General features: G+C 35.7%; 22 protein-coding genes. 13 read left to right on the plus strand and 9 right to left on the minus strand.

Features of this window, described 5'->3' with window-relative positions; all coding sequences use genetic code 11:
* Window positions 1-11 precede the first annotated feature (11 nt).
* The 11 genes from BW964_RS03600 to BW964_RS03655 all read left to right on the plus strand — a co-directional run bounded on the left by BW964_RS03600 (window position 12) and on the right by BW964_RS03655 (window position 14,753).
* Window positions 12-563: a hypothetical protein gene (locus BW964_RS03600; RefSeq protein ID WP_076504753.1), complete on the plus strand. Its 552-nt coding sequence runs from the start codon at window positions 12-14 to the stop codon at window positions 561-563.
* 299 nt (window positions 564-862) lie between these two features.
* Entirely contained in the window at window positions 863-3,253 is a 2,391-nt protein-coding gene (locus BW964_RS03605) for a TonB-dependent receptor plug domain-containing protein (RefSeq protein WP_076504755.1), read from the plus strand.
* Window positions 3,254-3,556: 303 nt separating this feature from the next.
* On the plus strand, window positions 3,557-5,440 hold the full coding sequence (locus tag BW964_RS03610; RefSeq protein ID WP_076504756.1) for a type VI secretion system Vgr family protein: 1,884 nt from the start codon (window positions 3,557-3,559) through the stop codon (window positions 5,438-5,440).
* Between the two features lie 193 nt (window positions 5,441-5,633).
* Complete coding sequence (locus BW964_RS03615; protein WP_165789213.1) at window positions 5,634-7,211, plus strand: PAAR-like protein; 1,578 nt, start codon at window positions 5,634-5,636, stop codon at window positions 7,209-7,211.
* Window positions 7,192-7,767: a hypothetical protein gene (locus tag BW964_RS03620; protein WP_123912018.1), complete on the plus strand. Its 576-nt coding sequence runs from the start codon at window positions 7,192-7,194 to the stop codon at window positions 7,765-7,767. Before BW964_RS03615 ends, BW964_RS03620 begins: the two co-directional genes overlap by 20 nt.
* A gap of 712 nt (window positions 7,768-8,479) precedes the next feature.
* Complete coding sequence (locus tag BW964_RS03630) at window positions 8,480-9,982, plus strand: hypothetical protein (RefSeq protein ID WP_076504763.1); 1,503 nt, start codon at window positions 8,480-8,482, stop codon at window positions 9,980-9,982.
* Window positions 9,967-10,578: a hypothetical protein gene (locus BW964_RS03635; RefSeq protein WP_123912019.1), complete on the plus strand. Its 612-nt coding sequence runs from the start codon at window positions 9,967-9,969 to the stop codon at window positions 10,576-10,578. The genes BW964_RS03630 and BW964_RS03635 overlap by 16 nt, the downstream gene beginning before the upstream one ends.
* A 93-nt stretch (window positions 10,579-10,671) precedes the next feature.
* A complete protein-coding gene (locus BW964_RS03640) occupies window positions 10,672-11,145 on the plus strand; it encodes a hypothetical protein (RefSeq protein WP_076504766.1) in 474 nt (157 codons plus the stop codon).
* Window positions 11,146-11,195: 50 nt separating this feature from the next.
* Entirely contained in the window at window positions 11,196-12,065 is an 870-nt protein-coding gene (locus tag BW964_RS03645; RefSeq protein ID WP_076504767.1) for a hypothetical protein, read from the plus strand.
* 119 nt (window positions 12,066-12,184) lie between these two features.
* The gene (locus BW964_RS03650) at window positions 12,185-13,774 is read left to right on the plus strand and encodes a hypothetical protein (RefSeq protein WP_076504769.1); all 1,590 of its coding nucleotides are present in this window, start codon (window positions 12,185-12,187) and stop codon (window positions 13,772-13,774) included.
* Entirely contained in the window at window positions 13,767-14,753 is a 987-nt protein-coding gene (locus BW964_RS03655) for a hypothetical protein (protein WP_076504770.1), read from the plus strand. Before BW964_RS03650 ends, BW964_RS03655 begins: the two co-directional genes overlap by 8 nt.
* Before the next feature lie 710 nt (window positions 14,754-15,463).
* Here the strand turns inward: BW964_RS03655 and BW964_RS03660 are convergent.
* Entirely contained in the window at window positions 15,464-15,988 is a 525-nt protein-coding gene (locus BW964_RS03660) for a hypothetical protein (RefSeq protein WP_076504772.1), read from the minus strand.
* A 795-nt stretch (window positions 15,989-16,783) separates the two neighbouring features.
* Between BW964_RS03660 and BW964_RS03665 the strand changes: the two genes are divergently transcribed.
* Window positions 16,784-17,035 carry a helix-turn-helix domain-containing protein gene (locus BW964_RS03665; protein WP_076504773.1) on the plus strand — a complete coding sequence of 84 codons (252 nt, stop codon included), beginning with the start codon at window positions 16,784-16,786 and terminating at the stop codon, window positions 17,033-17,035.
* Window positions 17,036-17,263: 228 nt separating this feature from the next.
* Here the strand turns inward: BW964_RS03665 and BW964_RS03670 are convergent, their stop codons facing one another.
* Window positions 17,264-17,947: a hypothetical protein gene (locus tag BW964_RS03670; protein ID WP_076504776.1), complete on the minus strand. Its 684-nt coding sequence runs from the start codon at window positions 17,945-17,947 to the stop codon at window positions 17,264-17,266.
* Window positions 17,948-17,955: 8 nt separating this feature from the next.
* A complete protein-coding gene (locus BW964_RS03675) occupies window positions 17,956-18,900 on the minus strand; it encodes a hypothetical protein (protein ID WP_076504778.1) in 945 nt (314 codons plus the stop codon).
* A 562-nt stretch (window positions 18,901-19,462) separates the two neighbouring features.
* On the opposite strand from BW964_RS03675, the gene BW964_RS22445 reads away from it, so the two are divergent.
* Window positions 19,463-19,627, plus strand: coding sequence for a hypothetical protein (locus BW964_RS22445; RefSeq protein ID WP_165789214.1), 165 nt, complete (start codon window positions 19,463-19,465; stop codon window positions 19,625-19,627).
* A 343-nt stretch (window positions 19,628-19,970) separates the two neighbouring features.
* Here BW964_RS22445 and BW964_RS03680 read toward each other — a convergent pair whose 3' ends face one another.
* From BW964_RS03680 to BW964_RS03705, 6 genes are all read right to left on the minus strand, one after another.
* A complete protein-coding gene (locus BW964_RS03680; protein WP_123912020.1) occupies window positions 19,971-20,234 on the minus strand; it encodes a hypothetical protein in 264 nt (87 codons plus the stop codon).
* A 20-nt stretch (window positions 20,235-20,254) separates the two neighbouring features.
* On the minus strand, window positions 20,255-20,938 hold the full coding sequence (locus tag BW964_RS03685) for a hypothetical protein (protein WP_076504783.1): 684 nt from the start codon (window positions 20,936-20,938) through the stop codon (window positions 20,255-20,257).
* Between the two features lie 56 nt (window positions 20,939-20,994).
* Window positions 20,995-21,543, minus strand: coding sequence for a hypothetical protein (locus BW964_RS03690; protein ID WP_076504785.1), 549 nt, complete (start codon window positions 21,541-21,543; stop codon window positions 20,995-20,997).
* A gap of 76 nt (window positions 21,544-21,619) precedes the next feature.
* Complete coding sequence (locus BW964_RS03695) at window positions 21,620-22,267, minus strand: hypothetical protein (protein ID WP_076504787.1); 648 nt, start codon at window positions 22,265-22,267, stop codon at window positions 21,620-21,622.
* Window positions 22,268-22,632: 365 nt separating this feature from the next.
* Window positions 22,633-23,031, minus strand: a complete 399-nt coding sequence (locus BW964_RS03700) for a hypothetical protein (RefSeq protein WP_076504789.1) — start codon at window positions 23,029-23,031, stop codon at window positions 22,633-22,635.
* 57 nt (window positions 23,032-23,088) lie between these two features.
* Window positions 23,089-23,499, minus strand: coding sequence for a 5-fold beta-flower protein (locus tag BW964_RS03705; RefSeq protein WP_076504791.1), 411 nt, complete (start codon window positions 23,497-23,499; stop codon window positions 23,089-23,091).
* Window positions 23,500-23,569: the final 70 nt, after the last annotated feature.

The following is a 23,569-nucleotide window of genomic DNA, read 5'->3' on the forward strand; positions in this document are numbered from 1 at the left end:
CAAAAAAAACCATGAAAAACTTAAAATTAGTGTTGGCAGCTATTGTCATCCTGTTCTCGGCAATAAATCTAACGGCACAAAAAAAGAAACCGGCGGCTCCGTCACAACGTGGGCCTATGGAAATGCCAAAAGAAGCTGAAGTCCAGGTCATGGCCGGAGGCGAGAAAGGCATAAGCTATTATTATAAAACCAACGATCGGGTTACCTTTACCTATGATGCCAGCTCTAAAAATGCAGATGTATACATTACGGAAGACGGTACCAAAAAATTAATGTATAAAGCCAAACTGGATGGTACAGGCGTAGATACCAAGCTAAAAGCACGAATCTATCATTATAAAATATACAGTTTAGATCGTAAAACCCTTTTATTCACCTACGAATCTGAAACAGCAGTGACCAGCTTAATAAAAATGATCGCTGTATCTCCTACAAAAACCTCCACCATTCTTGATTTTTCCCAGGCATTCGGCCCTGATGAATATACGCTTGGTAAAACAGAAACGTTTGAGAAATTCCCTGTTTTCTTATATTATTCCATATTTGATGCACCCAAAAAGTAATTGCAGTATTGTACAGCATATAAAATCTCCGGAGTCAGCAGACTTTGGAGATTTTTTTCCCATTAGATCTTGTAAAACGTGATTGAAAAAACAGAAAAGAACAGTACACTTCAATAAACAGAAAAGTAAAATCACTGCTGAATAATGAGAGATCTAAATACCTTACATAAGTCCATTGCATAGTAAGCCCGGCAGACGTCAGGAAAAAACCTAAAAAAACAGATAACGGAGGTTATTATCCATTTTTAAAGCCTTTAAATGATTACATTAGCAGTGAATTAAAATGCGCTAAGATTTCTATGAAAAATATATTCTTTGTATTGCTTATTTCAATGGTACAACCGGTACTGGCACAGACTAAATTAGAAAAAGCAATTACCAGTCTTGAGAATAATTACGATCAGGAAAAAGTATACCTGCTTACCGATAAATCACAATATGCAGCGGGTGACAAAATCTGGTTTAAAAGTTTTGTTTTTGATGGATACAACCGTTCTACATTATCCACTACCCTATTTGTGGAACTGTACAATGCTGATAAAAAATTAATAGACTGGAAAACAATACTTCTGACCAATGGTGAAGGCAGCGGAGATTTCCAGCTAAAAGAAGATCTTCCTGAACAGGTTTATTTTGTAAGAGCTTATACGCCTTACATGACGAATTTTAACGAAGATTTTCAGATGGTAAAAACCATTCCGGTGTACAATCCTCAGTCCACTGAATCACTGGCGATTTCCAAAAGTTCCGACTGGTCTGCCAAAGCCTTTCCGGAAGGCGGAAATTTCATTAACGGGATGCCTACAAAATTTGCCGTAAGATTATCAGGCACTGCTACCCTGCCGGAAAACTGGACCGGAAAAGTCATTGATGCCCAAAATCCCAACGTCCCTATCACGACATTTAAATCTTTTGACAGAAATGTTGCCTCTTTTAAAATTACTCCTGCTACAGGTAAAAAATACCAGGTGATTGTTCAGGATAATGCAGGGAAAAGTCAAACAATAGATTTGCCGCAAGTGGCAGACAGCGGTCTCAGTTTAGAAGTTTACAGCTCTAAAGAAGGAATTAAATATACTTTGAAAGGAGTTAATTTAAAACAACAGCTTCAAAACTATAAAATTGTAGGAACCATCAGCAATCATCTTGCCTACAAAGCCAATATTAAAAACGTCACGAATGAAGCTTCAAGTCTTATTCCTACAAAAATCAGCAATGGAGCAAACTGTATTTTGCAATTGGCCATTTTTGATGAGCAGGACCATTGTGTTGCCCAAAGGCTTTGCTTTATAAAACCAGACCAACTAAAAATTGAAAAAGCAGAGATTATAGCCCAGAACATCAAACAAACCCCAAGAGCTTTCAACAGCATTGATCTTTCCCCGGAATCTTATTTTAAAAACTACACCGTTTTAGTAAGTGAGGATGATGGAACCCAGAAGCCGGAAGAAGAAAATCTTCTGAGTGGACTCTGGTTAACGGGAGATTTTACAGCAAAAATAGACAGTCCGGCACAGTATTTTTCTAAAAATGCCAATACTGAAGCTTTGGACGCCCTCCTGATTTCTGAAAAGTGGCAAAGATTTGACTGGAATTCTGTGCTTAGCGGAGCTGTACCAAGCCTTAAAACCAATTCTCAAAAGTTTCTTTCTTACAAGGTAAAGCCTATTCAAAACGGCTCCCTACTAATCAATACTAATGTAAATTTAATGTTGAAACTAGGCAAGGATGAGCCTGTTATTAATCAATTTACAACGGATCAAAACGGATATGCTTATTTAAATAATCTTAACTATGATGAACCCCTGGACGTTTCATTATTTGTTAATAAAGAATCAGGTACCGATAACTTATTTGTTACCATAGAACCATTGGTGACCCCCACATCATTCAAAGGTAATTTTCCGGGCACAAAATATACCTTGGTAAAATCCGGTGAAAATAAAACCATTTCCAAAGCCGTTTCCAGAGCTATCAATACTCAGAGAAACACTAAAAAAACAGAGAATACTGATGTTCAGATTGAAGAAGTAAAACTGGTAGGAAAAAAACAAGATCCAAAAGAAGAGCTGGACAAGCAACTGTCTACCGGAATGTTTAATTCTATGAATTCTACTATATTTGATTTCGTGAATGAAGACCAGCATGTTGCCGGCTCAAGCAATATATTGGACTGGCTACAGGGAAGAGCTGCCGGCTTAACATTTCATAGAAATAATTCAGGTGTCAACGTCCCTTACATCCGTGGCCAGCAAGCGAAGATGTATCTGGATGAAATGCCTACTGATGCTTCAATGATAGCCAATCTCCCTGTAAGCAATATTGCTATGGTTAAAATTCTTAAAGGAGCAGGATTAGTAGGTGATGCGGTAGCCATTTACACGATGAGAGGGAATATGAAATCTAAAAACAATGAAAAAGAAACACAGAAGAACAACTCATCTGTGATCAAAGGATATGATCATCCTTCGGAATTCCCTATTGAAATGCTGGATAACGATGATCCTGCCAAGAAAGTCGACAATGATACCCGGGAAACCCTTTACTGGAATCCAAATTTATTTGACAGCGACTACGTTCCCCCAAGAATTAAATTTTTCAATAATGACAGTGCAAAACAATTTAAAGTATTGATCATAAGCTTCGATGAAGACGATAATCTTTTGTATGATCAACAAATTTTTAAATAATATATTTTTCCGGATTAAAAAAGCCTTTCAGTTTCCCTGAAAGGCTTTCTTTTTTTAATAATTATGGGTTCACGAATGTGAATATCTTCTATGAAAATGCATCAGAAAGCAGCTCATCCAGAGCTTTAATTCAATTTAATATCGGTTTATTTTTAAATCATTAATCTAAAGCTACTTGGGGCAGAATTTTCAGTCAATCGTAGTTTTACTACAATTTTTCAGATTTAATGTAATTTTATATTGAGTACTGTGTTTTTTATCTAACTTAGGTGACATAATATCACAAAAAACGCACAATATATTATGAAAAACACCTCAAATTCTGATAAAGTTTCAGAAAACCATATTTCGGGCATCAACCGTGTGGTAAAACTGGAAATTGTGGTTGAGGGCAAGGCTATCAATCACTTTAAACACTTTCGTTTACAACAAAGTGCAAGAAAGCACCATGATTTTGAACTCGTATTGGCGCATGATTCTCTGGGCGAAGTACAAAATCACAACCTTGAACAGGCCCAAAAGTTTCTAGGAAAAAGAATCACCATTGTTTTTAAATATAAAGATGCTGAAAATGAAAGCCCCGAAAGAACATTTGTGGGCCTCATTACCAAAGTAGCCTTTAGTCAGGAAAAAATGAGTCTGGGAAATATTATCTTAAAAGGAAAAAGCCCTACTATTCTCATGGATTCTGCCCCCCATACCCAAAGTTTCGGAGGAGACCAAATGGTGAATACCAATATTATTGCCAACCGGATTATCAAGGAAACGCTGGGATCAAGCAAATTTGATTTCAGGATAGATACCCAGAATAAAAGTTATATCAGCTACAGTTCACAATACAACGAAACCCATTACAATTACCTTACAAGGATTGCAGAAGCCTATGGAGAACAGTTTTATTATGATGGTGAAATTCTACATTTCGGAAAACTTCCCTCTTCTGAAAAACCGATCCAGCTGGTGTATGGAAGCAATGTGAATGATGTGAATGTAGAACTGAAAGCCGTTCACACCAAACCGGAATACTTCGGCTATAACAGCAGCAGCCATACTAAAATGGTGGGTGTGGATGACCGTATACAACATTTGGGAGAATTGTCTTCCAAAGCCTATGACCTCAACGATAGCATTTTCACAACCCGGTCATTGACACCTACTCCCATCAATGCCAATATGTTCCGTGATGTAGATGATTCCCAGAAGAGTGCAAGAGGAAGTAAAGCTGTAGAGGTCTTTACCGTTTCAGGCCATACCACAGTTCCGTTCCTATATATCGGCTGTGTTGCAGATCTGGCCATGAGAAAGACGAACAGCAATGATACTTCGCATTTTACAACACTTATGGTGACAGAGGTGAGCCATGAAGTAGATGCCAGAGGATATTATACAGGAAGCTTTGAAGCCATCGCTGAAGGGACAGGTTTTATGCCAAAACCAGATTTTGAAATGCCTAAAGCAGAACCGCAGGTAGCCACCGTAATATCCAATGTAGATCCATTGAATCAGGGAAGAATCCAGGTCCGGTTTGACTGGCAGGTGAATGATACGACTCATTTTATAAGAATGATGAGCCCGGATGCTGGGGGAACTGATGCCATCACTCAAAACAGAGGTTTTGTAGCCATTCCTGAGATTGGCGATCAGGTGATGGTGGGATTTGAATACCACAACCCTGATTTTCCCTTTGCAATGGGCGGAATGTTTCACGGGAAGGTAGGCCTGGGCGGAGGCATCGACAACCATTTAAAATCTATACAGACGAGAAGCGGTATTATGGTTTTAATGAATGATGCCGAAAAAAGTGTCACCATTAAAGATCCAAGCGGAAATACTTATTTTATGGATGGTCAGGGTAACATTCATGTTACTGCACCAAAGAATATGACTTTTACAGCAGGAGAAGATATGAAGATTTCAGTGGGACGAAATATGACCACTAAAATCGGACAGGACAGTACCCTGAATATTGGAAATGACCATACTGAATCTATTACAAAAAGATACACTCAAACCTCTGAAAATAAAAGTGTAACCGTTAAAAAAGATCAGACAGAAAGCACAGGTAATACCTTTAAAAGTATTTCCGGAGAAGCGGATATACAGACTTCTAAGGGCGATTTAAAATTGAGAGGATCATCATTAGCCGTATTCCAGGGAGGAAAAGACGTGAAAGTAAGTAAAGGCTAAATGCATAACGGATGTGAAAGTAAGTTTTCATTGGTTCCGGATAAATATAATTACGGCCTCAACAATTGAATGCAATCCAAAATAGTAACACATGGAAGATCAGAATACTTCAGCGCATGATCGTAAGCTTTCTGAAAAAAGAGCAGAAAAACAAAAAAAAGCAAACGAAGATTCTCCTTTAGAAAAAAGAGAAATGGTCATGCATGGAGCGAAGTTGAAGTGTCCCTACGCTCAGGCGCCAGGCGCACTGAAAGTGACCTCTAACGAAATCAACCTTCAGGATAAGATATTTGCTACAGAGGGGGATGGAAATAACATGGTCAACCTTCAATTTAAAGGAACCTGCGGACACCCCAAATGGCCCGCAAGAAAAATGTCTCCTCCTCCCTGCATGAGCGTCATAAAATTGAGCCCGTGGCAAAACCTGGGAACCTCGATTATACAGGAACAAACAACCTTAGTAAAAGAGTCTTTTATCACTTGTGACCCTGAATTTAATACTGCTGTTGCGAAGCCAATTCCAAAGGTGGAAAGTATAAAAAGTGAGATTCAAAATGATGAAACTCCTAAAATTATTGATGCCTACTTTGTGAAATGGATTTCAGAGAAAGGCACTCCTGTTGAAAAGGAAGAGGAAGTCTACAACAAAAAATTGGGTAAAAAAGTTTCCGTAAAAAAGAAAGTAGAGACCACCAAAATATCTACGGAAAGAATAACAGAACGGGGATTAAGTTATCAGGTTGCTCTCGTTGTTGATACTGAAGGACTTTCAGGAAAAAAAATAAAGGTTAAAATTAAAAGCGGTAAAAATAAGGTCTTAACAGATGTTGATGCTGAAGTAAATTTAATCGATATAAAAGAGGTAGAGAAAGTTACAGACGCTTCAAAATATGCGGGTGTCAAAGCAAAAAGTGAATTTGAAATAGAGGTTGATAATTTTGCAAATGATCCTACGATAGAAAATTCAAGTCAGTTCAAAAACAAAGCAGTGCTCAAGCTAATGCTTAATCAACGTGCTGATGATTTATCATTTAATTTAGCAAAACTCATAGCAGCAAGCCCAGACAAAGAAGCATCGGTATACATAGAAGTTACTTCTGATGAACCAAAAATTGAATATCTTGGTAACCAAGGAAGTAGTAGCTTAAAAAATACCTTCTTAAATGAATTAGGGAAATATTTCAAAATAAAATACCTGGAACAGCCATGGGTTATTAAGGCCCGCGAAGAACAGGAACTTGGTGTTTCAGAATCCACCCATTGCTCAAAAATCATAGATGAATACCACGCTATAAACCGACAAAATAAACCAAAAGCCTGTGCGAATACTGATAACAGTTCCTGGTGTGCTTCATTTGTAGGCTGGTGTTTAAAAAACAGCGGATATTCTGCCCAATTAGATCCGGGTGCTTATACATACGGAGAAGAAAAGACCAGATACAGAGCTGGTTTCAAGAAAAATCCAACAGATAAAAAAGGTTTGGAAAAAGAAGAATTTGATGATCCGGTATGGGGCAAACTTATAGCAGGTAATCAACCTTTAGTGGGTTCAATATGTGTTTTACTAAATAAGCATCACGTAAGTATAGCTGTTGGAAAGAGTAGTGATGGGAAAACCATATATTATCTGGGAGGAAATCAGGGAAACAAAGTTTGTGTGGGAACTTTCGGGCAAAGAACCTCTTCCATATATCCTACAGAATACACCAAAAAATCTGAAGATGATGAATTACCAATTTACTATACAAAAAATGAAAAGCTTAGTTACTAGTTTGATCGTATTTTTCTTTATACCTGTTTTCGGGCAAAAGTCGGTTAATGATACTTTGAAAAGGTATTATCAGGATTCATTGATCATCCATAAAAACTTTAAAGACGGAACAGTGTCCAATAAGCTTACGGTAAAAGTAATTAATCCCTGTAACGCTGAAAAAAACAGATTTGACGGAGCGGTAACCATTATCAGTGCTGCAGTCAAAAATAAAAATTACAGCGATAGTATAGTTTACAATTATCCCTATGCACAATCAGGTTTAATCAATTTAAAAACAAATAATATATCTAGTTATAACATCAATAAGCATGAGGCTATCTTCATCCCCTTTACGTATTGCGGGAATTGGGATAATGATACAAAAGTCTCGTACATTATCTTGTATAACCAGAAAAAATATCTGTATCATATAAAATATTATTGTGGAGAAGATGGGAAATGTATGCTCAATGATAATCTAAATAATACATTAAAAGATTTACCCTCAACATTAAGATTAAAAATTAGTAAAGACTTGGCAACAAAGTATAATAAATCAAGTGATTTTCAATAATGAGCTCAAAATAAAACGTATGAAAAACTGAAGAAGATAAAAAACCATTTGGACCATAAATGAAGAATAGATGTAAAATATTTAAATGTATCTCATGAATTTTATACTATCTCTAAAGAAATTGAATAGATTATCATCTGCTATTGTATGTAGTGTTGTTTTTTATATCGCTGCATCACTACTGTATTTTATTTTGAACAAACTTGTTGATAAAGTAGTAGGATCTCCTTTGGGATCGGCCTATCACTGGATGTACCCTTATTCATTTATAATGGTATTTGCTGTTTTTTTTATGATAACGATGGTATTATTAGGAAGAAACAAAAAGATGATTTACAACAAAGTATTTTATTTCGTTTTTTATGTACTCTGGATCGTGCCCTCTTTACTTTTTTCTGGTCTTTTATGGTCATTTTTTGATATGAATGCAGGGTACTTTCCCCAGGGATCTGATTTTTTAAAAAAAATATTTTCAGATATGTTGTATGGTTTAACTTGGGGTGGTTTAGCTATCATAAGCGCCATACCTTTTAACCTGTTCGTTTTTGCAGTGTCATTTTTTATTATTAAAAAGTACAGAACCTTTATTAACAATAACCTTTAAATAAATACTAATTATAAAATCATTCAACCTTTTATGTAGATTTTGAAATTGTTTCCCAATTATAATATAGATATAAAGTTAATTCTAATCAGCTCAAAATAAAACGCCATGAGTGAAGAACAACAAAAAGATGATTATTCTGCCAATCCCAATCAGAAGGTTTATGATATGCCGCACCAGGTGGATCATGAAGTGAATGTAGTGAAAATATATTTTGCGAAACAGGTTCCTAAGATGATTTGGGAAACGAAGGAAGAAACGTATACGGTCAAAAGTGGTGGTCTGGTATCTGACGTCAAAAAGAAGTATGAAAAAAAAGGAAGAAGGAACATCAAGGCAGATAAAGAAGATTCTGTACAATTAAAAGCCAAAGAATCGGTAAAATTTACCTGGGAAGAAGAAGTACAGGAAATGAAAGAGGGTAAACCTGTTTTTGATTATGAAAAAATAGATAAAACAATCATTAAAAAGAAAGTATGGGTGGTCGCAATCTGTCAGGGAACCAGTGGAAAACTCTCTGTTGAGATCCATGAAAATAAATTAACAAATCCGGAGAACGTATATGAAAATCCTGTCAAATTTTTAGATGGGGAGGAAGAGAAAAGCAAAATTGAATTCAGTATCAATGGAACATTAGTATACGCTAAAGAAATAACACTGCGTCCCAAAAGTGACCCGGATCTGAAAAAATTGATAGAAAAATTTAATAAAAGAGAGAATGTGAATGCTTTTTTATATTTCAAAGCTGAAGTAGCAGGAACAGAGGATGAAGTGAAATTTCCGGATGAGACCCATGAATTTTTAAATAAAGATAGCGAACGATTTGAGATTACAGGAACTCCTTGTTATTGCAACAGAGATATCACAGTTGATGAGATGATAGATTTAATTTATCATTTGAGAGATAAACAAAATTACAAGTCAAAAAGGGATTCATTTTTTACTAGTGGTAAAGAAAAAATAATTGCCATCGGTATTACCAGCGGAAAAATCTCTGAAAACAGAGATAAAATAAAACTATTTACCGATGAAATGAATACGATGTTTAAGAAATTTAAAATTAAAACCTGCAAAAGAAAAATACATTTCATAGGCCAGATGTATCTGGAAACCATAAGCTTTACCTATACCTTTGAAAGTAGAGATTCTGTCCCTGATAACTATAAAGGCGGTGTCGATTTCCAGGGAAGAGGAATGAAACAAATAACCCATGACTACAATTATCTAGCCTATTATGACTACGTTAATGGTACTACCCATTCAGAAACCTACATGAAATTCAGATCGGGTTATGAAAGCGTTGGCGAGTGTGTGAAAAACAGGCCTAAAGCTCAGGAAAAAGGTCTCGATGCAGCCTTTTATGAAGGATTAAAGACCTATGCTAAAAACATTTCTGAAAATTTATTCCATGCTTTTAATTCTGCCGGCTGGTATTCTACTATTTATAAAACCGCTACTATTAATGCCATGGATGAGGGATTGGAGGATTCAAATGTTGAAAAAGTAACAACAGCGATTAATGGAGGACAAACTAATATCGCTGAAAGAAAGAGTTATACCAAATGGACCAGAGAATTTTTTAAATATGATACAGAATGCGTAAACAAATAATATACCTGTTTTTCTTGCTTTTTTATTCTCTGCAAAGCTGCCAGAGTGTGCCGGTGAATAATGATATTCCGGTTTTACAGAATAAGAAAAAAGTAGGGTTTATCAATCAGGCTACTGATTTTAAATGTGACAGTTGTTACACTTTAAAAAAGATGAAAGTAAATGACAGAAATTTCACCTTCAAAATATCTGTTTCTCTAAATAATATTAATGATAAGAACATTCTTCAAGAAGATTATGAGCTTTTATCTGATCAATCAAAAGACGGTTTGGTAATCAAATATAACAGTCTCTATAATTCAGATTCATACATTTTCCGGATTGGAAAAAATAAAAACAATATTGCAATTACTAAAACAAGCAAGATTAGTTCTTCAGTTAATCATCATAAAATTGCCAAAGATGACTATGTAGATTATCCTGCAACTTCAATATGTGAAAAAGAAGGCAATCATATTTTGTATGATGATCGGGAGATTAGCTTGAATCAGTATTTTATAAATTCTGATAAGAATTGTTTTTTATGCCCCTCAAAGTATAGCGTTAAAGAATGTTTGGAGAAAAAGAAAATCAATGCCAAATTCAAATGGCAATAGTAAGGTGGTAAATGAATGAAAAATTATTGAACCAATGTTTCTCATAAATGTTAAATTAAAACTTTTTAAAAGGAAAAACGCAAACTTATCATCATGAAAAAATTGACATCCTTTCTAATCATTTTTATTACTTGTGGAAACGTTGTTTCGCAAAAACATCATGATGTGCAGAATAAAATAGTAAAAAAAGATACTTTAATTGCTTTAAATGATACTTTATCATTGTATTATGCTTCCTACAACAGCCCGATGAAACTATGGTATAATCTTCATATCATTAATAAAAAGAAGAAGATAAAAGTAGGTAAAGGAAGTGAGTTTAAAGGGACCGGAAGTGAACTCTTTTCCCGACTATCCCCGAATGCAAAGTATGTAGTAGTGGACGGGATCATCAAAGAATATGTGCATGAAAGTGCTAAAGACAGTACCCTTCATGAAAACTACACGTGTGCCATTATTGACCTGAATAAAGCAAAAATAGTTAAACAGATGCAACAGGATTGTGACGGATCATGGAACAAAAAAAACCAGTGGGTTTCCTCTGATGGGAAAGTAGTTTTTAAGTAAAAACAATGGTTTAATTAGGCAGCAGCAAATTGTAAAACGAGTAAAAAATAATGGAACCCGTATTTCCCATCAATATTCAATTGAATCTTCCCGAAGGAAAGAAATTTTATCGATATACCTATAATGAATATACCACCATCAACGGACAAACGCATAGAAGCGAGCTCAACAAAAATTTTCATGTTGCGCTGAAACTTTTAGAAAAAGAAAGGTTTGAATACCATATAGAAATTTTCGACCGAGTGCACAGAGATAAGGAAATCTCACTGTCCGAAAAAGATTTTTTAGCCAGAATTGCAGAAATCAATGATGAGGTAGTGATCATAACGGACGAATATGGAAAATTAAAAAACATAAAGGAATTATCAGTTCTTCAGAATAAAGTAGAAAAAACGGTAGAAAAACTCTCCAGATCCTATGTGGGGAAACAGGCAGAGGATACGTATCAATTCTTAAAAGAATTTTATCAGAAGGAATATTGGGTAGGTCAGGATTTTTTAAAAAATAATCATTTTGGAATGATCGTCCATCAATTTTATGGAAGGTATGATCGGGAAAATACGACAAAGTATACCGTACGCTACCGCAATTTTATGACCAATACGGTAATAGATATAGAAGAGCGGGTACAACCGGAGGACATGCGTTATGATGATGAATTAATGCTCTTACAGTATAGTGGGCATATTCCTTCAGACAAAAACTGGGAAATGTTTTATGGGGAAATGAAAAGAAGGGAAATTGCTTATCATCATGAAACAGATGTTCCGAAGCTGGACAAATATAAAGGACAGATTTTACTTGATTTTAAAACCAAAGAAGTTTTGGAGCATAAACTTACGATAGAATTTTCCCTGGGAGAAAACTACCAAAAGAAAATCATCTATCATCTCAAAGAAATAAGCTATGAAGAACTATAAAAAATAAGATGAATTGAAGAACTGCACGAGCAGCGGATGTCTGAGCTTTATCTCATAAAATCTCAGATCATTCCCGTCAGGAAATAGCAAAAACTCCCGTATAAAAAAAGAAAAATAATATGGCGACACGTATTACAATAACAGATTCCGGGCAAACCCAAACTTTAAACGGTCCATTGGCTCCGGATACTCCCGACAATTCATTGCAGCGTATTACTGAGGTTTATTTTGCCAAAAAAACCACAACAGACAATGGGACAAGAGTCAATTTCACGAAAATTGATTCTGCTCATGTGCAACAAGATGATCAGAATCAAAATATTCCCTACGATTCCATCTTAGGAAAAACGGTGTATCTGGTCATAGAGACCAGCAATATGGCCAACTTGAGTATCGATGCGGTGATAAGACCTTCAGCCAATACCATGACGGACAATACCGATACCTTACAGTTAATGCGTTTTGTATCCCCTGACCGGTATGAGGCACAGAGGTTATTTACCGTACAGGTAGGAAATCTTGATGCCCTTAACAACAGAAATGGCAACCATGGTCATTACACGAATGCAAATGATCATATCAATAAAGCGATTATTAAACTTCAGCTAAGACCTGACGGAAGAGCTACTTTTGATGACTGGACCAGAAGACTGGGAGATCAAACTATTAATCTGGAAGTAGCGGTAGAAAGAACAGACAATAATCCATGTGCGTATGGAGATGGGCAGGAAGAAGTCAATGGAGCCGGTATTTTCTTAAATGATGACCGGGGGAGATTCAGAGTGGTCAATAAAAATATATATACCATTTATCATGGCAGTAATACCTACAATACTTTACGGGTGATTACTCCAAATCCGGAAAGAAGAAGAAGGATTCAGAAAGTTCGCAATACCCATTCTACAGAAGTGATCTTTTTTTATTACGACCAAAACGACAATGAACACAGGATCTGTGCCAGAACGAAGGAAAGTGTTACCAGAAAAAGAAGAGTCAACACCATTCCACCGCTGGCCCAAAGAGGAAATCTTTTGGAAACAATAGATTTCACCGCAAACAGAGCTGCCGGAGAACAGATCGATGCCCATCAGCTACTGGTGTATGCTAACGGAACCCTCGGTGATGGAGCAACGGACAAATGGTACGCCAATCAAACAGACAGTGTAGATTTGATCAATATGGATATTTTAGGAAACCAGGGCGTAGGACCACAGATTTTTGAAGCTTTCCATTACAATCAAAACGGAGTGGTCATCCGGTATGGATTTCAGCATACCCGAAGAAGAAGCATTCAGCCGGATTTATTTGCCGGTTTCTTAGGATCATTGGCTCAATTCAGACAGGAAGGACACAATCATTATATCGTATCTCAGGGGTTTTCTTATTCTGATGCTTCGTGCTATCCCAGTGCAGAACATGTGAATGGAGAAGCGGGAGATTTGAATTTATTGACGACTCAGCAAAATGGAGTCAATACCATCCTTACCGCTGCCAATTTTGATTATGACAATCAGGTTATTCTCCGGAATATTCTTTTTGAGTTTGGATTCGAATCCGGGCGATCAGAGGATTTTTCCAATACCTCCAATACCAGTGCGGCAGACAATACGAGTATAAGATTGCCTCACACCACGCATACCGCCACTCCGAGACATAATAATCATTTGCATGTTCACGGTTTCACCCCAATATTAGATATCTATGCCTAAAATTAATATCGCTTGCTTTACCCTTTTGCTTTTCCTTTTCTCCTGCTACAGTAAGGCGCAGACAGAAAATAAGGCAACCAATAAAGAATCCCATTCAACGGATAAAGGATCCGCTTTCCTGAACCCCAATAAAGCGGATTGTATCAGTCTGCCATTCGGGTATTCAGATCTTTCAAAACGAAAAACCGTTGACTCCATTCTGTCTGCGGTACAGGATGAAAATAAATTAAAGGAAATCAATGGATTACAATTTGAAAAACTAATCCAGAAAGATCTTGTATTGCTTCCCGAAGAATATGATGTTCTTCTCCCCTTCAGCACGAGTGTCAATGAAAAATATAATCCAATTAAAATAGCTTCTCGTTTTCTCTGTTACGGAGACTATTCAGTGTACTTTATGGCGGTCTATAATACCGTACGTTACGCCGAACCGTTTATCGAAAAAATATATTTAGTTTCAACGAAAGACGGTAAGCTGATCGATATGAAAAGAATCTATCTTAACCATCAGGGAGAAATGGGATTTGCCAGCTACACCCTGTTTAATATTGATAAAAATAAGATCATTGCTCTGCAGGATTATGAGTTGACTGAAAATCCTTTTCAATTAAAACCATTAAAAAAATATCAGATTCTGCCCTCCGGAAAATTTGCCCGATACTTTGACAAGGATGGTTTTTTTAAAAATAATGAAGAACAAGGCCTGGTGAAAAATCATCATAAAGAAGGAAAATGGATCGAAACCCAACCCAACGGATCTCTGGATGTACAAAAATATCCGGACTTTACCGATTCGTATACGTATCTGGAAGCAGAATATAAAAATGGGTTGCCCGCTGGAACATGGAAGTTTTACAAATTACTACAACAATACAATGAAAAAACAGGGGAACCCCTGTTGAATACCAGGAAGAAAGGATTATTGATCTATACTGAAACGTATCGGGAAGGCGCATTAGAAAAGCGGGAATTCCATTAACATTCCAGAACTTAAACAGTCAGATCAACGCTTGTTTATTGATTTGTTGGAATATCGCAAGGACGCAAGGCTTTTCAAGCTGTATGGATAGTTTAAGGCGCAAGAAAATCAAAGATTTTCAGCTAGGAATTTATTAGGGAGTAAACCGTATTCGATGTATCTGATAAACTCCAAGCTTTTTTAACGCAAAGGTTTTATAAGATTCTGATGATTTTAAGGAAAGCAAAGGTGGCGGATGCTCCGCTGATGAAGCGAACGGATCAAACAATCGCTTCATCAAATCAATCAAGGATTGATTCCTTCTTTGCCTCTTACTCTATGCGTGATTATAGAAACCTTTGCGTTAATGAAATTTCTATTCTAATAAACGTTTGCTAATTGCATTGTTGGAATGTCGCAAGGACGCAAGGTTTTTTAAGCTGTGTAGATAGTTTAAGGCGCAAGAAAATCAAAGATTTTCAGCTAGGAATTTATTAGGGAGTAAACCGTATTCGATTGTATCTGATAAACTCCAAGCTTTTTTTAACGCAAAGATTTTATAAGATTCTGATGATTTTCAGGAAAGCAAAGAGTTGCGGTTTCACCGCTGATGAAGTGAACGGATAAAACGATCGCTTCATCGAATCAATCCTTGATTGATTTCCTCTTTGCCTCCTATTCTATAAATCATGATAGTAAATCTTTGCGTTAATGAAATTCTATTCGTTAGTTTACTTCTTCCCTCTCCTTTCCAAAATAAGGTGGGCTGCATCCAGCATTTTAGTCAGATGAATGTACGGACTGATCATATTTCTTTCAGGCAGATGATCATAAGCTCCCAGTGAAAAGTAAACCATCCCGGATAGGAAATAATCAAATTCCTGTACGCTGTATTCTCTGAATGCTTTTTTAAAGACCAACAGAGGATGGTGGTACTCTTTCTCCGAAAGCAAGCCGAGAAACAACGGAGAAGTATCTTCCCGCTGAGTAGTAACGGTCCTTTTCTTTTCCTTCAGCGTAATGAGGTAACCTGCCCGGACAAACGACTGCATCGATTGGCGAAAGTGAAAAATCACGGACGGATCTTCTTTAATCCAGCGATCTTTTTTTACTGCATAATTCATAATGCTGTTGAGCATCTTTTTAGAGGCAGCCAGATCATTGAACTTAAAAAAGGTCTCCATCAGCTGGAATCCGGAGTGCTTTCTGCGAACTGCCCAAAACCGGGTGTCAAAATCTGTTCTTTTGTTTTTCATAGGTGTGTATTTTTTTAATAGTTGACAAAATAAATTTGATTTTTTTAACCATTAAGAGCTTTTTAAGGATTTAAGAATCATTAAGATCATAGCCGAAGCTATTTATTCAGTAAGCTGCTTCATCCATCTTTGATGGAACTTAACTTATCTTAAAATCTTCATCCCCCTTAATGGTTTGTATTTTAATTGGTTGTATAAATTAAACATAGCTCCAACTTTCAGCATACTGAAGTACCCTGAGATCTATTTTGATCCTTTTGTAGTTAAATATTAAATATTTTCTGTTACACGTTTTTTTACTGGTAGTAAAAGGAGTAAACCCTGACCACATGTTCCTGAACTCCCTGCCCATACCAACCAAGGATAATATGATAGAATTTGTGTTTTACAAAAGCCCGAAAGCCGCAATGGATTGTACACCCCATTGTAATAGATCATGATACTTTATATAGTAAAGCAGGCTTAGAAAAGTATTTGTAGAAAAGCAGAACAGCATGAAAATAAAACGGCATGGGACTCTACAATATCCGTCATTGAGGTACTGGTATACCTTGCACACAGATAAGAGAGCCCACGCCTAGGTCGTGAGCTTCCTGCTTATCGTCTTGTGTGTCTAAAAATTACCAGTTTCCAATGACAAGATTCTAAGCAATAGCTTCTATATTTATTTGAAGTATCGCAAAGCTACATTTATTGTAACTTATTTTACAAATATAATAAAAAATCATAACACTGGCATATATCCCAATAAGATTTATTTTTTATAAATGCAATTTAGTTGAAAACATTGTATTAATGGATTTTCACAAAGATCTGCAAATTTTGATAGGAAAGCGTATTTCTGAAATTAGAATGAAAAATAATCAAACTCAACAAGATTTAGAATTTTTAACAGGCATTGATTCAGCAGAAGTAAGTAAATATGAAAAGGGGAAAAGAAATCTAACTTTAAAAACTATGATAAAATTTGCCGTAGCATTACAAATTCATCCAAAAGAACTTTTTGACTTTGATTTTGATATCATGACTTACAAGAATAGAGAATAGATAAAAATTCCAGCTCTGCGAAGTTTGGAGATTACGAAGCATGTTTTAAAAGGATTATTTTTATTTTAGTTGCTCAAAGTCAGGAGACTTTGTGTAGTGAAGATCAAAAAAGCAAAGGAACTTTTCAATATGATTAACACAGTTATGGATTTGATTAAAAATAATAATTATTTGCATATAAAAAGCCCCGGATATCGGGGCTTTATTTTTACGTATTTAATTATTTTATTACACTAGCTTTCTCTCAATTTCAAGTTCTACTGATGGCTGTATTTGCCTAATTGTTTCTTTAGTAATTGGAAAAACACTACAAAAAGCAGAACAGAGATATTCTAGAGGAGTGACCCTTTTCTTGAAAGTGTTATATCTACTCCAATCTAATGATTTATACTTTCTTTCAGCTTCGTCAATTGACCATTGGTCTATTCCTAAATCAACACCACTACTATCCCAATCTTCCAAATTAAAGTATGACTCTTCTATATCAGTAATTGCATTTGTCAGGGTATTTACACAGAATCCTACACATGTAGCGATTTCCGGCAGCCCTGACAGTGTTTGATACCTACCTTGATTATCATAACTTGAACCGTCCATTATATAACCATACGTTACCGCGGTCTGTTGACAAACTCTTTTACAGTATTGTAAGAAAGCTCCCACATCGCTCTCGTCTTCAGTATCAAAGAAGTCTAATATTTTATAAATTAAAACATTTTCATAATGATAACCTTCTTCTACCATAGGTTGGGTTCTAAATCCTGGATAATGATATAAGAAATCGTTCGATTTGTGCCTAATCAAAATGGCAGCATGTTGTGGAATATTTCCATTTAAAAAAACAGCTATAGAAACAAAGTTACTAGGAAGCTCATTCTCGTTGTATTTAATTAATGTACCTTGTAATTGCATTCTACCACTTATATTTTCCTTGTTTGACTTCTCGATCTAAATGTTTTAACTAAGCTATCATAATATGCAAAGAGCCCATCCTCTTCTTTAATTATCGGTTTGAGAGTCATTAAAATAGTTCTTATAATTCCTTTTTCAGTAAACTTATTATTATATAATCTAATTAACTTAATAAGCTCTTCGTTTGAAGAGTTGTCATCATTAATAGTATTAACTATATAGTTATATATTAAATCATATTTGTCAATCGAATCTTGTGTCATGAGCTGTTCATGAAGATTTTTATAGAACAAATAATTATCATTTCGCAAATAACTGTCGATGTATCTGTACTCTATATCCTGTTCCGTTTTAGAAATTTTAATTACAGATAAATATACTTTACTATATAATCTATCATTTAATTTTTTGGCATCTGGCTTTTCACATTCAATTTTATATTCTTTAGCTAACTCTTTATTTTCAATGTGAACATTTACAGTAGTCCTTCCACCAGTTTCAAATAGTTCACCTTCTAAGAACTCAATTGAATATTTTCTATCAAATATTTGCTTAGCTTTTCTAAATTTTTTTCCTTTAAATATTTGGGTAATTTCACGGACTGGTTCATTTTCTTTGCTAAGAAATACTTCATACACCAATCCATTCAGTTGAATTTTTTCCTGTATATTTCTAAAAGCTTCTACCCTATTTTTATTACTTGATTGAAATGCTAAAATATCCTCAATATCTTGTGATACTTCTTCCTCTTCAGGATAAACTAAACATGTTTCTATTGAGCCATTATCTAACTTAAGTTTAATATCTGATGTATCTTCATATGTTTTCGCAAAATCAACCATAGAGTCAATAAATACCTTTAACGCATCAGCAGCTTCAATACTAATATTGCTCAGATCTAAATCATTCCCGTGAGAGTCTGTAATGATTTTTATTTTTAATTCATTGCTCATTTTATTATAATTTTGAAAGGGTTAGAAAAACACTCTCTTTTAGTAGGACTCTTACTCCGGATAAATTTTGTTTTCATTACTATTAGTTAATAGACAAATATACATTTATTTGTAAAATGAAAATTACGGTTTCCCATATAAAGCCTCAAAGTTATACGAATTATTCCTAGCGAAAATAAAAAAACTACTTGTAATCCCCACTACCGAACGAATCCTTTCATGTGTTTTTAGCATTATACATCAAACATTTGAAAAACATACAAAGCCTAACAAAACCCCACTAGGAAGCCTGTAGACCCTTCCAAAGGGTCCGCAGGTACTTCCCCAACCCCTGGGAGGGTCTTCCGAACGGCCTATACCCACTTGAGGAACGGGCGACACCCCCTTACCCAAGGGGGTAGAACGGGTTATGCAAGAGGGTAAAGAGACTTCCGAACAGCCTTCAGACCATTATCCAAGGGAGTGCAGCCCCTTGCCATACTCCCTTGAGGAGGTTGTGTCCCCCTGAAACTGGGGAATGTCTATTATTTGCTTTTGTCAATTATTTTCACTATCTTGTAGAATGAAAAAAATTGAAAATCAAGGGAGTATCACCCATGCAGGTAGAATGAATGAACGCACAAGAGCGATGGAAGTTCTTGAAAAAGCCAAGCAAACACAGGGGAAAATTACCTTTCTGAGACAAGGCGTAGGGAGAAACTTTAAGCCAAAAACTGAGGAGTCTTAAATCGGAATTGATTGAATTGATATCTTCAAAGAGCAGTTTAGAAGAACCCGGAAATAAGATACTGGAAGTCGTAAAAGAAAAATAGATCTGAACCATCGGGCATAACTGAAATAAGCGGGATCATGTTAACAGAATCCTGAATATCTCAATCTACCATCATAACGCATTTCTTCAGCGTATGGTGAATGATAAGAAAATAATGATTTGAGATAGCGCAAACCAGCGTATAACTATGCTGCCAAAATAAAGCAAAGCCCCTGAATTATCAGGGGTTATTTTTTTTGTGTAATCAGGATCTCAGCGCAGCTATTTTCACTTAAAAATAAGTCCCTGTTTTTTTTTATTATCTCCAGGAGTTCATTTCATAGTTGTAAAAGTTAACTTTCATATCTTCTATCCTGTCTTCAAGGGCTTTGATGCCTGCATGCCTATATTCTTCCATCTCAGATTCATTAAGATTATAAATGATATCGAATCCTGGCGTTGGTTTAGGAATAGGGATAGATAATGTAATCTGGTGGCCCTGCTCATAAATATAATACTCCCATTCTTTTTGTTCGGGTAGTTTCTCTTCGTCCATTCTTTCAGTTGATTTTGAACACGTCATTTGGTATTGGCTCAGGATAACTACCCTTTTGGCACCGCATAGTAACAGATCCCTTCCAAATATAACAGATACCTCCCCGGTTGATATTCTCCGTAGGAAAACAGGTAGATGGCCTCATTTTTCTTTACATAATGAATTTCCAATCCATCTTCAGAAAGATACTTTTCAACAAAGCTATTAACCAGACTGAACGTGCTTTCTTTCATGATGATATTAAAACTTCTCTCCCCTATTTCTTTTTTTAATCCTCGTAACGGGTTGTTGTAAAAATCGATCAGTTTGAACGTTTGATTTTCAATTGCAAAAACATGTCTGACAGCTTTTTCTTCATCTCCGTCAAATAATTTCCGCCTGATCATTTCAATATTTTCAATCATAGCAGGATATAATGATATACCCCAAACGATATCTTGTAGCATCTTTGCGTACGCCGTATCGGCTTCTTCACCCAGAAAATTCCTTACGACCATGATCGCCATTGGGTATTTTTTATACGCTTCATCTTCGGTGTACACTTCATGGTCATCAATGACTGTTTTTTTTATGTCCAGCAGTTGATGATAAAAAGAAATGTTCATGCGGTCATTGGGAAATTGCTCATATTGCTCCTTTGCCTCTGCTAAAGCTTTTTCAACGATTTCACGATAGTATTTTTTCGTTAACCGATCTTCTAAATCTGTATACACCTGTCTGTTCTCATTCATTAAAACTTTGTTTTGGATAGCTCAATTGAGCTAGAATAATTCAGAAAAACTCATCATTAATGCGTATATCGTCTTCTGTTGATTTGATTTTTGTAGATTTCAACGCTGTCTGAAGACACCAGTTCTACTCCTGAATCCATTTCCTCAATTGAAAAATAAGTGGGTATAGTGTTGCCTGTAATTTTTTGAGCTTCTTCCCAGCAGGAGGTAAACCAATCGTCAAAAATCTCATACTTTTCCTGCTCATATTCCTCCATCATTTCTTCCCATTTTTCCGCATACTCAAAGTCATCCTCCAGATCACTCACCGTGTCCAGTAATTCTTCTGATTTTGAAAAATAATCATTCAACTCATTTCTTAAGAAATCGTTTTTTCCCGTCATGGTAAAACCAGCTGAATTGGAGGCAAAAAACACCATGGTAAACCACTCGTGACGGTATTCAAAATTATGTACAGCGATATCGTCTTTGCTAAAATCGGGAAGCATCACAACGGCTTTTCCACTGAGGACATTGGCCAGCTCAACAATTATTTTTCCACGAATATTGTTTAAAGCTGACTGCAATATTGCGTTGGATTGTTTTAGTTCCCGTATTGGTTCCATTCGTTATTTTGTTAATTTTAAATACTCTCATTTAAAGATTGAATGATCATGCATTTTATGACAGACATTCAACGTCTTATAGAAGATTATCAGCTTTTTTTTCTGCTTCCCGTATATTGTAAGCAATCCTATTATCCTGATTGATCAATGCCCTAAAAATACCGATGTAGGCATTCAATAGATTGTTTTCATAATGAACAAGTACCGGAAATAACTGGCTGGCCTGGTAATACCGTTTGTTTTGTAAAGCAGTTTGCATGGCCAGTTCTATTTCTTTCAAAAGCGGCCCGCAATCTTTCGTTAAGAGAAAATCCTTCAGGTTAGATTCAAAAAAACGATCACCATATCGATGTAAAAACTGCTTGATATAAAGATATAATTCCTGTTCGCTTTTTCCATTGAATGTTGAAATGTACAATGCATTGGTGATGACATCATATACATTATCTTCACCATGAAGTCTATGAGGTTCAAATCGCTCTTTTTCGTCCCATTTTTCAGCAATGAACCGATCAAGGAGTTCAAACCCTTCGGGTATAGACCATGCAAGTAAAATAAGCATGGCCTGATAAGCAATATACCGGTCTTCATGGTGAAGAAACTTCTTTAATTTTTCAACCCTGTCAAAATCTTTTTTTTCAAGGAGTTGAACTTCGTTTAAATCGTATCCTTCAAATCCTTCCTCATTGTAGTAGTAAAGGAGTTCTTGGAGTTCGTTATTCATTTTATTAGTTTTTATGATTGGGTTGAATAGTACACGAAATATTCAATTCAATATTTTAAAAATACATTTTTTTTGGATAGGACAATTGTCTAATCTTTTGCAGATCAGCAATTCTTCAAATACAATGAAGTTCATGCAACCTTTTATTTTAAAACACTTTAGTGCACTTTAGAAAGGTGAATATCTTCCTTGATCAATAAATTCACTTTAGAAAAAAAATCAAAGATTTTTCAAAAAACTTAGGTGTACTTCATATTCGCAAAGTTTGAAACTTAAAATAACTTAAGTGTTTGAAAATATTTTGTTACTTTTAATTTCAGGGAATCTTTGATTGATAGCCTAAACAGCTTTATGAATGGTTCAGGTTAAAATACGACTTCCAGCGAATTAGATATTCCTCCTAAAAAATGAAACGTGAGATAAAATTTTTCATTCCTGACGATCCTGAAGGAAATTCCTTTAAAAGATAAAACCCATTCCCCGTCTTCTTCTACAATCTTACCTTGTAATTCAAACTGTCCGGTTTCATTGGGAGCCAATAGATCAGCGCGTACCTTATCACCCGTATATTTGGGCGATATAAAAGCTCTTTCATAAGGCTCTATCTCTTCATCCTTTGTATTAAAAAGTCTTATCCCGTTCCTGGCCAATGCGCCGGTGTCATTATAAAAGTAAAAACTTTGGTCCTTATCGGTATCGTTAGTGATTTCTATAGGTAGTATAAAGCGGTTTTCTTCAAGATGGTAAGCAATATTCAGTTTCATCTTTTTAGTATTTATAATTTTTCACCAGAGGTTTTAAGGCAGTGCTTTACTCTATGACTAATCTAATTTAAAAAAGAAATAGACAACCGCTGCCCACTCCTTTTTAATTCCTCTGGCATAGCCAATCGTGCTGCGACTGCTGTTTTCTACCGTTCCATCGTCTTTGATATACCCAATGGTTGAACGGCTGCTGTTCTCTATAGTCCCGTCTTTTTTAACGTAGCCTACGGTAGAACGGCTGCTATTTTCTATGGTCCCGTCGCTTTTGATATAACCGATGGTTGAGCGGCTCTTATTCTCAATAGTCCCGTCCAGCTTGATGTATCCTACTGTGGAACGGCTGCTGTTTTCAATGGTTCCGTCTGCTTTAATGTATCCCGTTGTGCTGCGGCTTCCTGATTCGATGGTTTGTGCATTGGCGATCGAAAGGCTGAAGACAAGGAAACCAATGATTCCTGTTTTTTTCATGATTTTAAAATTTTAATGGATTATTATTTTGTTTTTTTGATGTCTTAAAAATAACGATTCGTTTTAAAAA

It is taken from the genome of Chryseobacterium shigense (assembly GCF_900156575.1).
Classification (GTDB): Bacteria; Bacteroidota; Bacteroidia; order Flavobacteriales; family Weeksellaceae; genus Chryseobacterium; species Chryseobacterium shigense.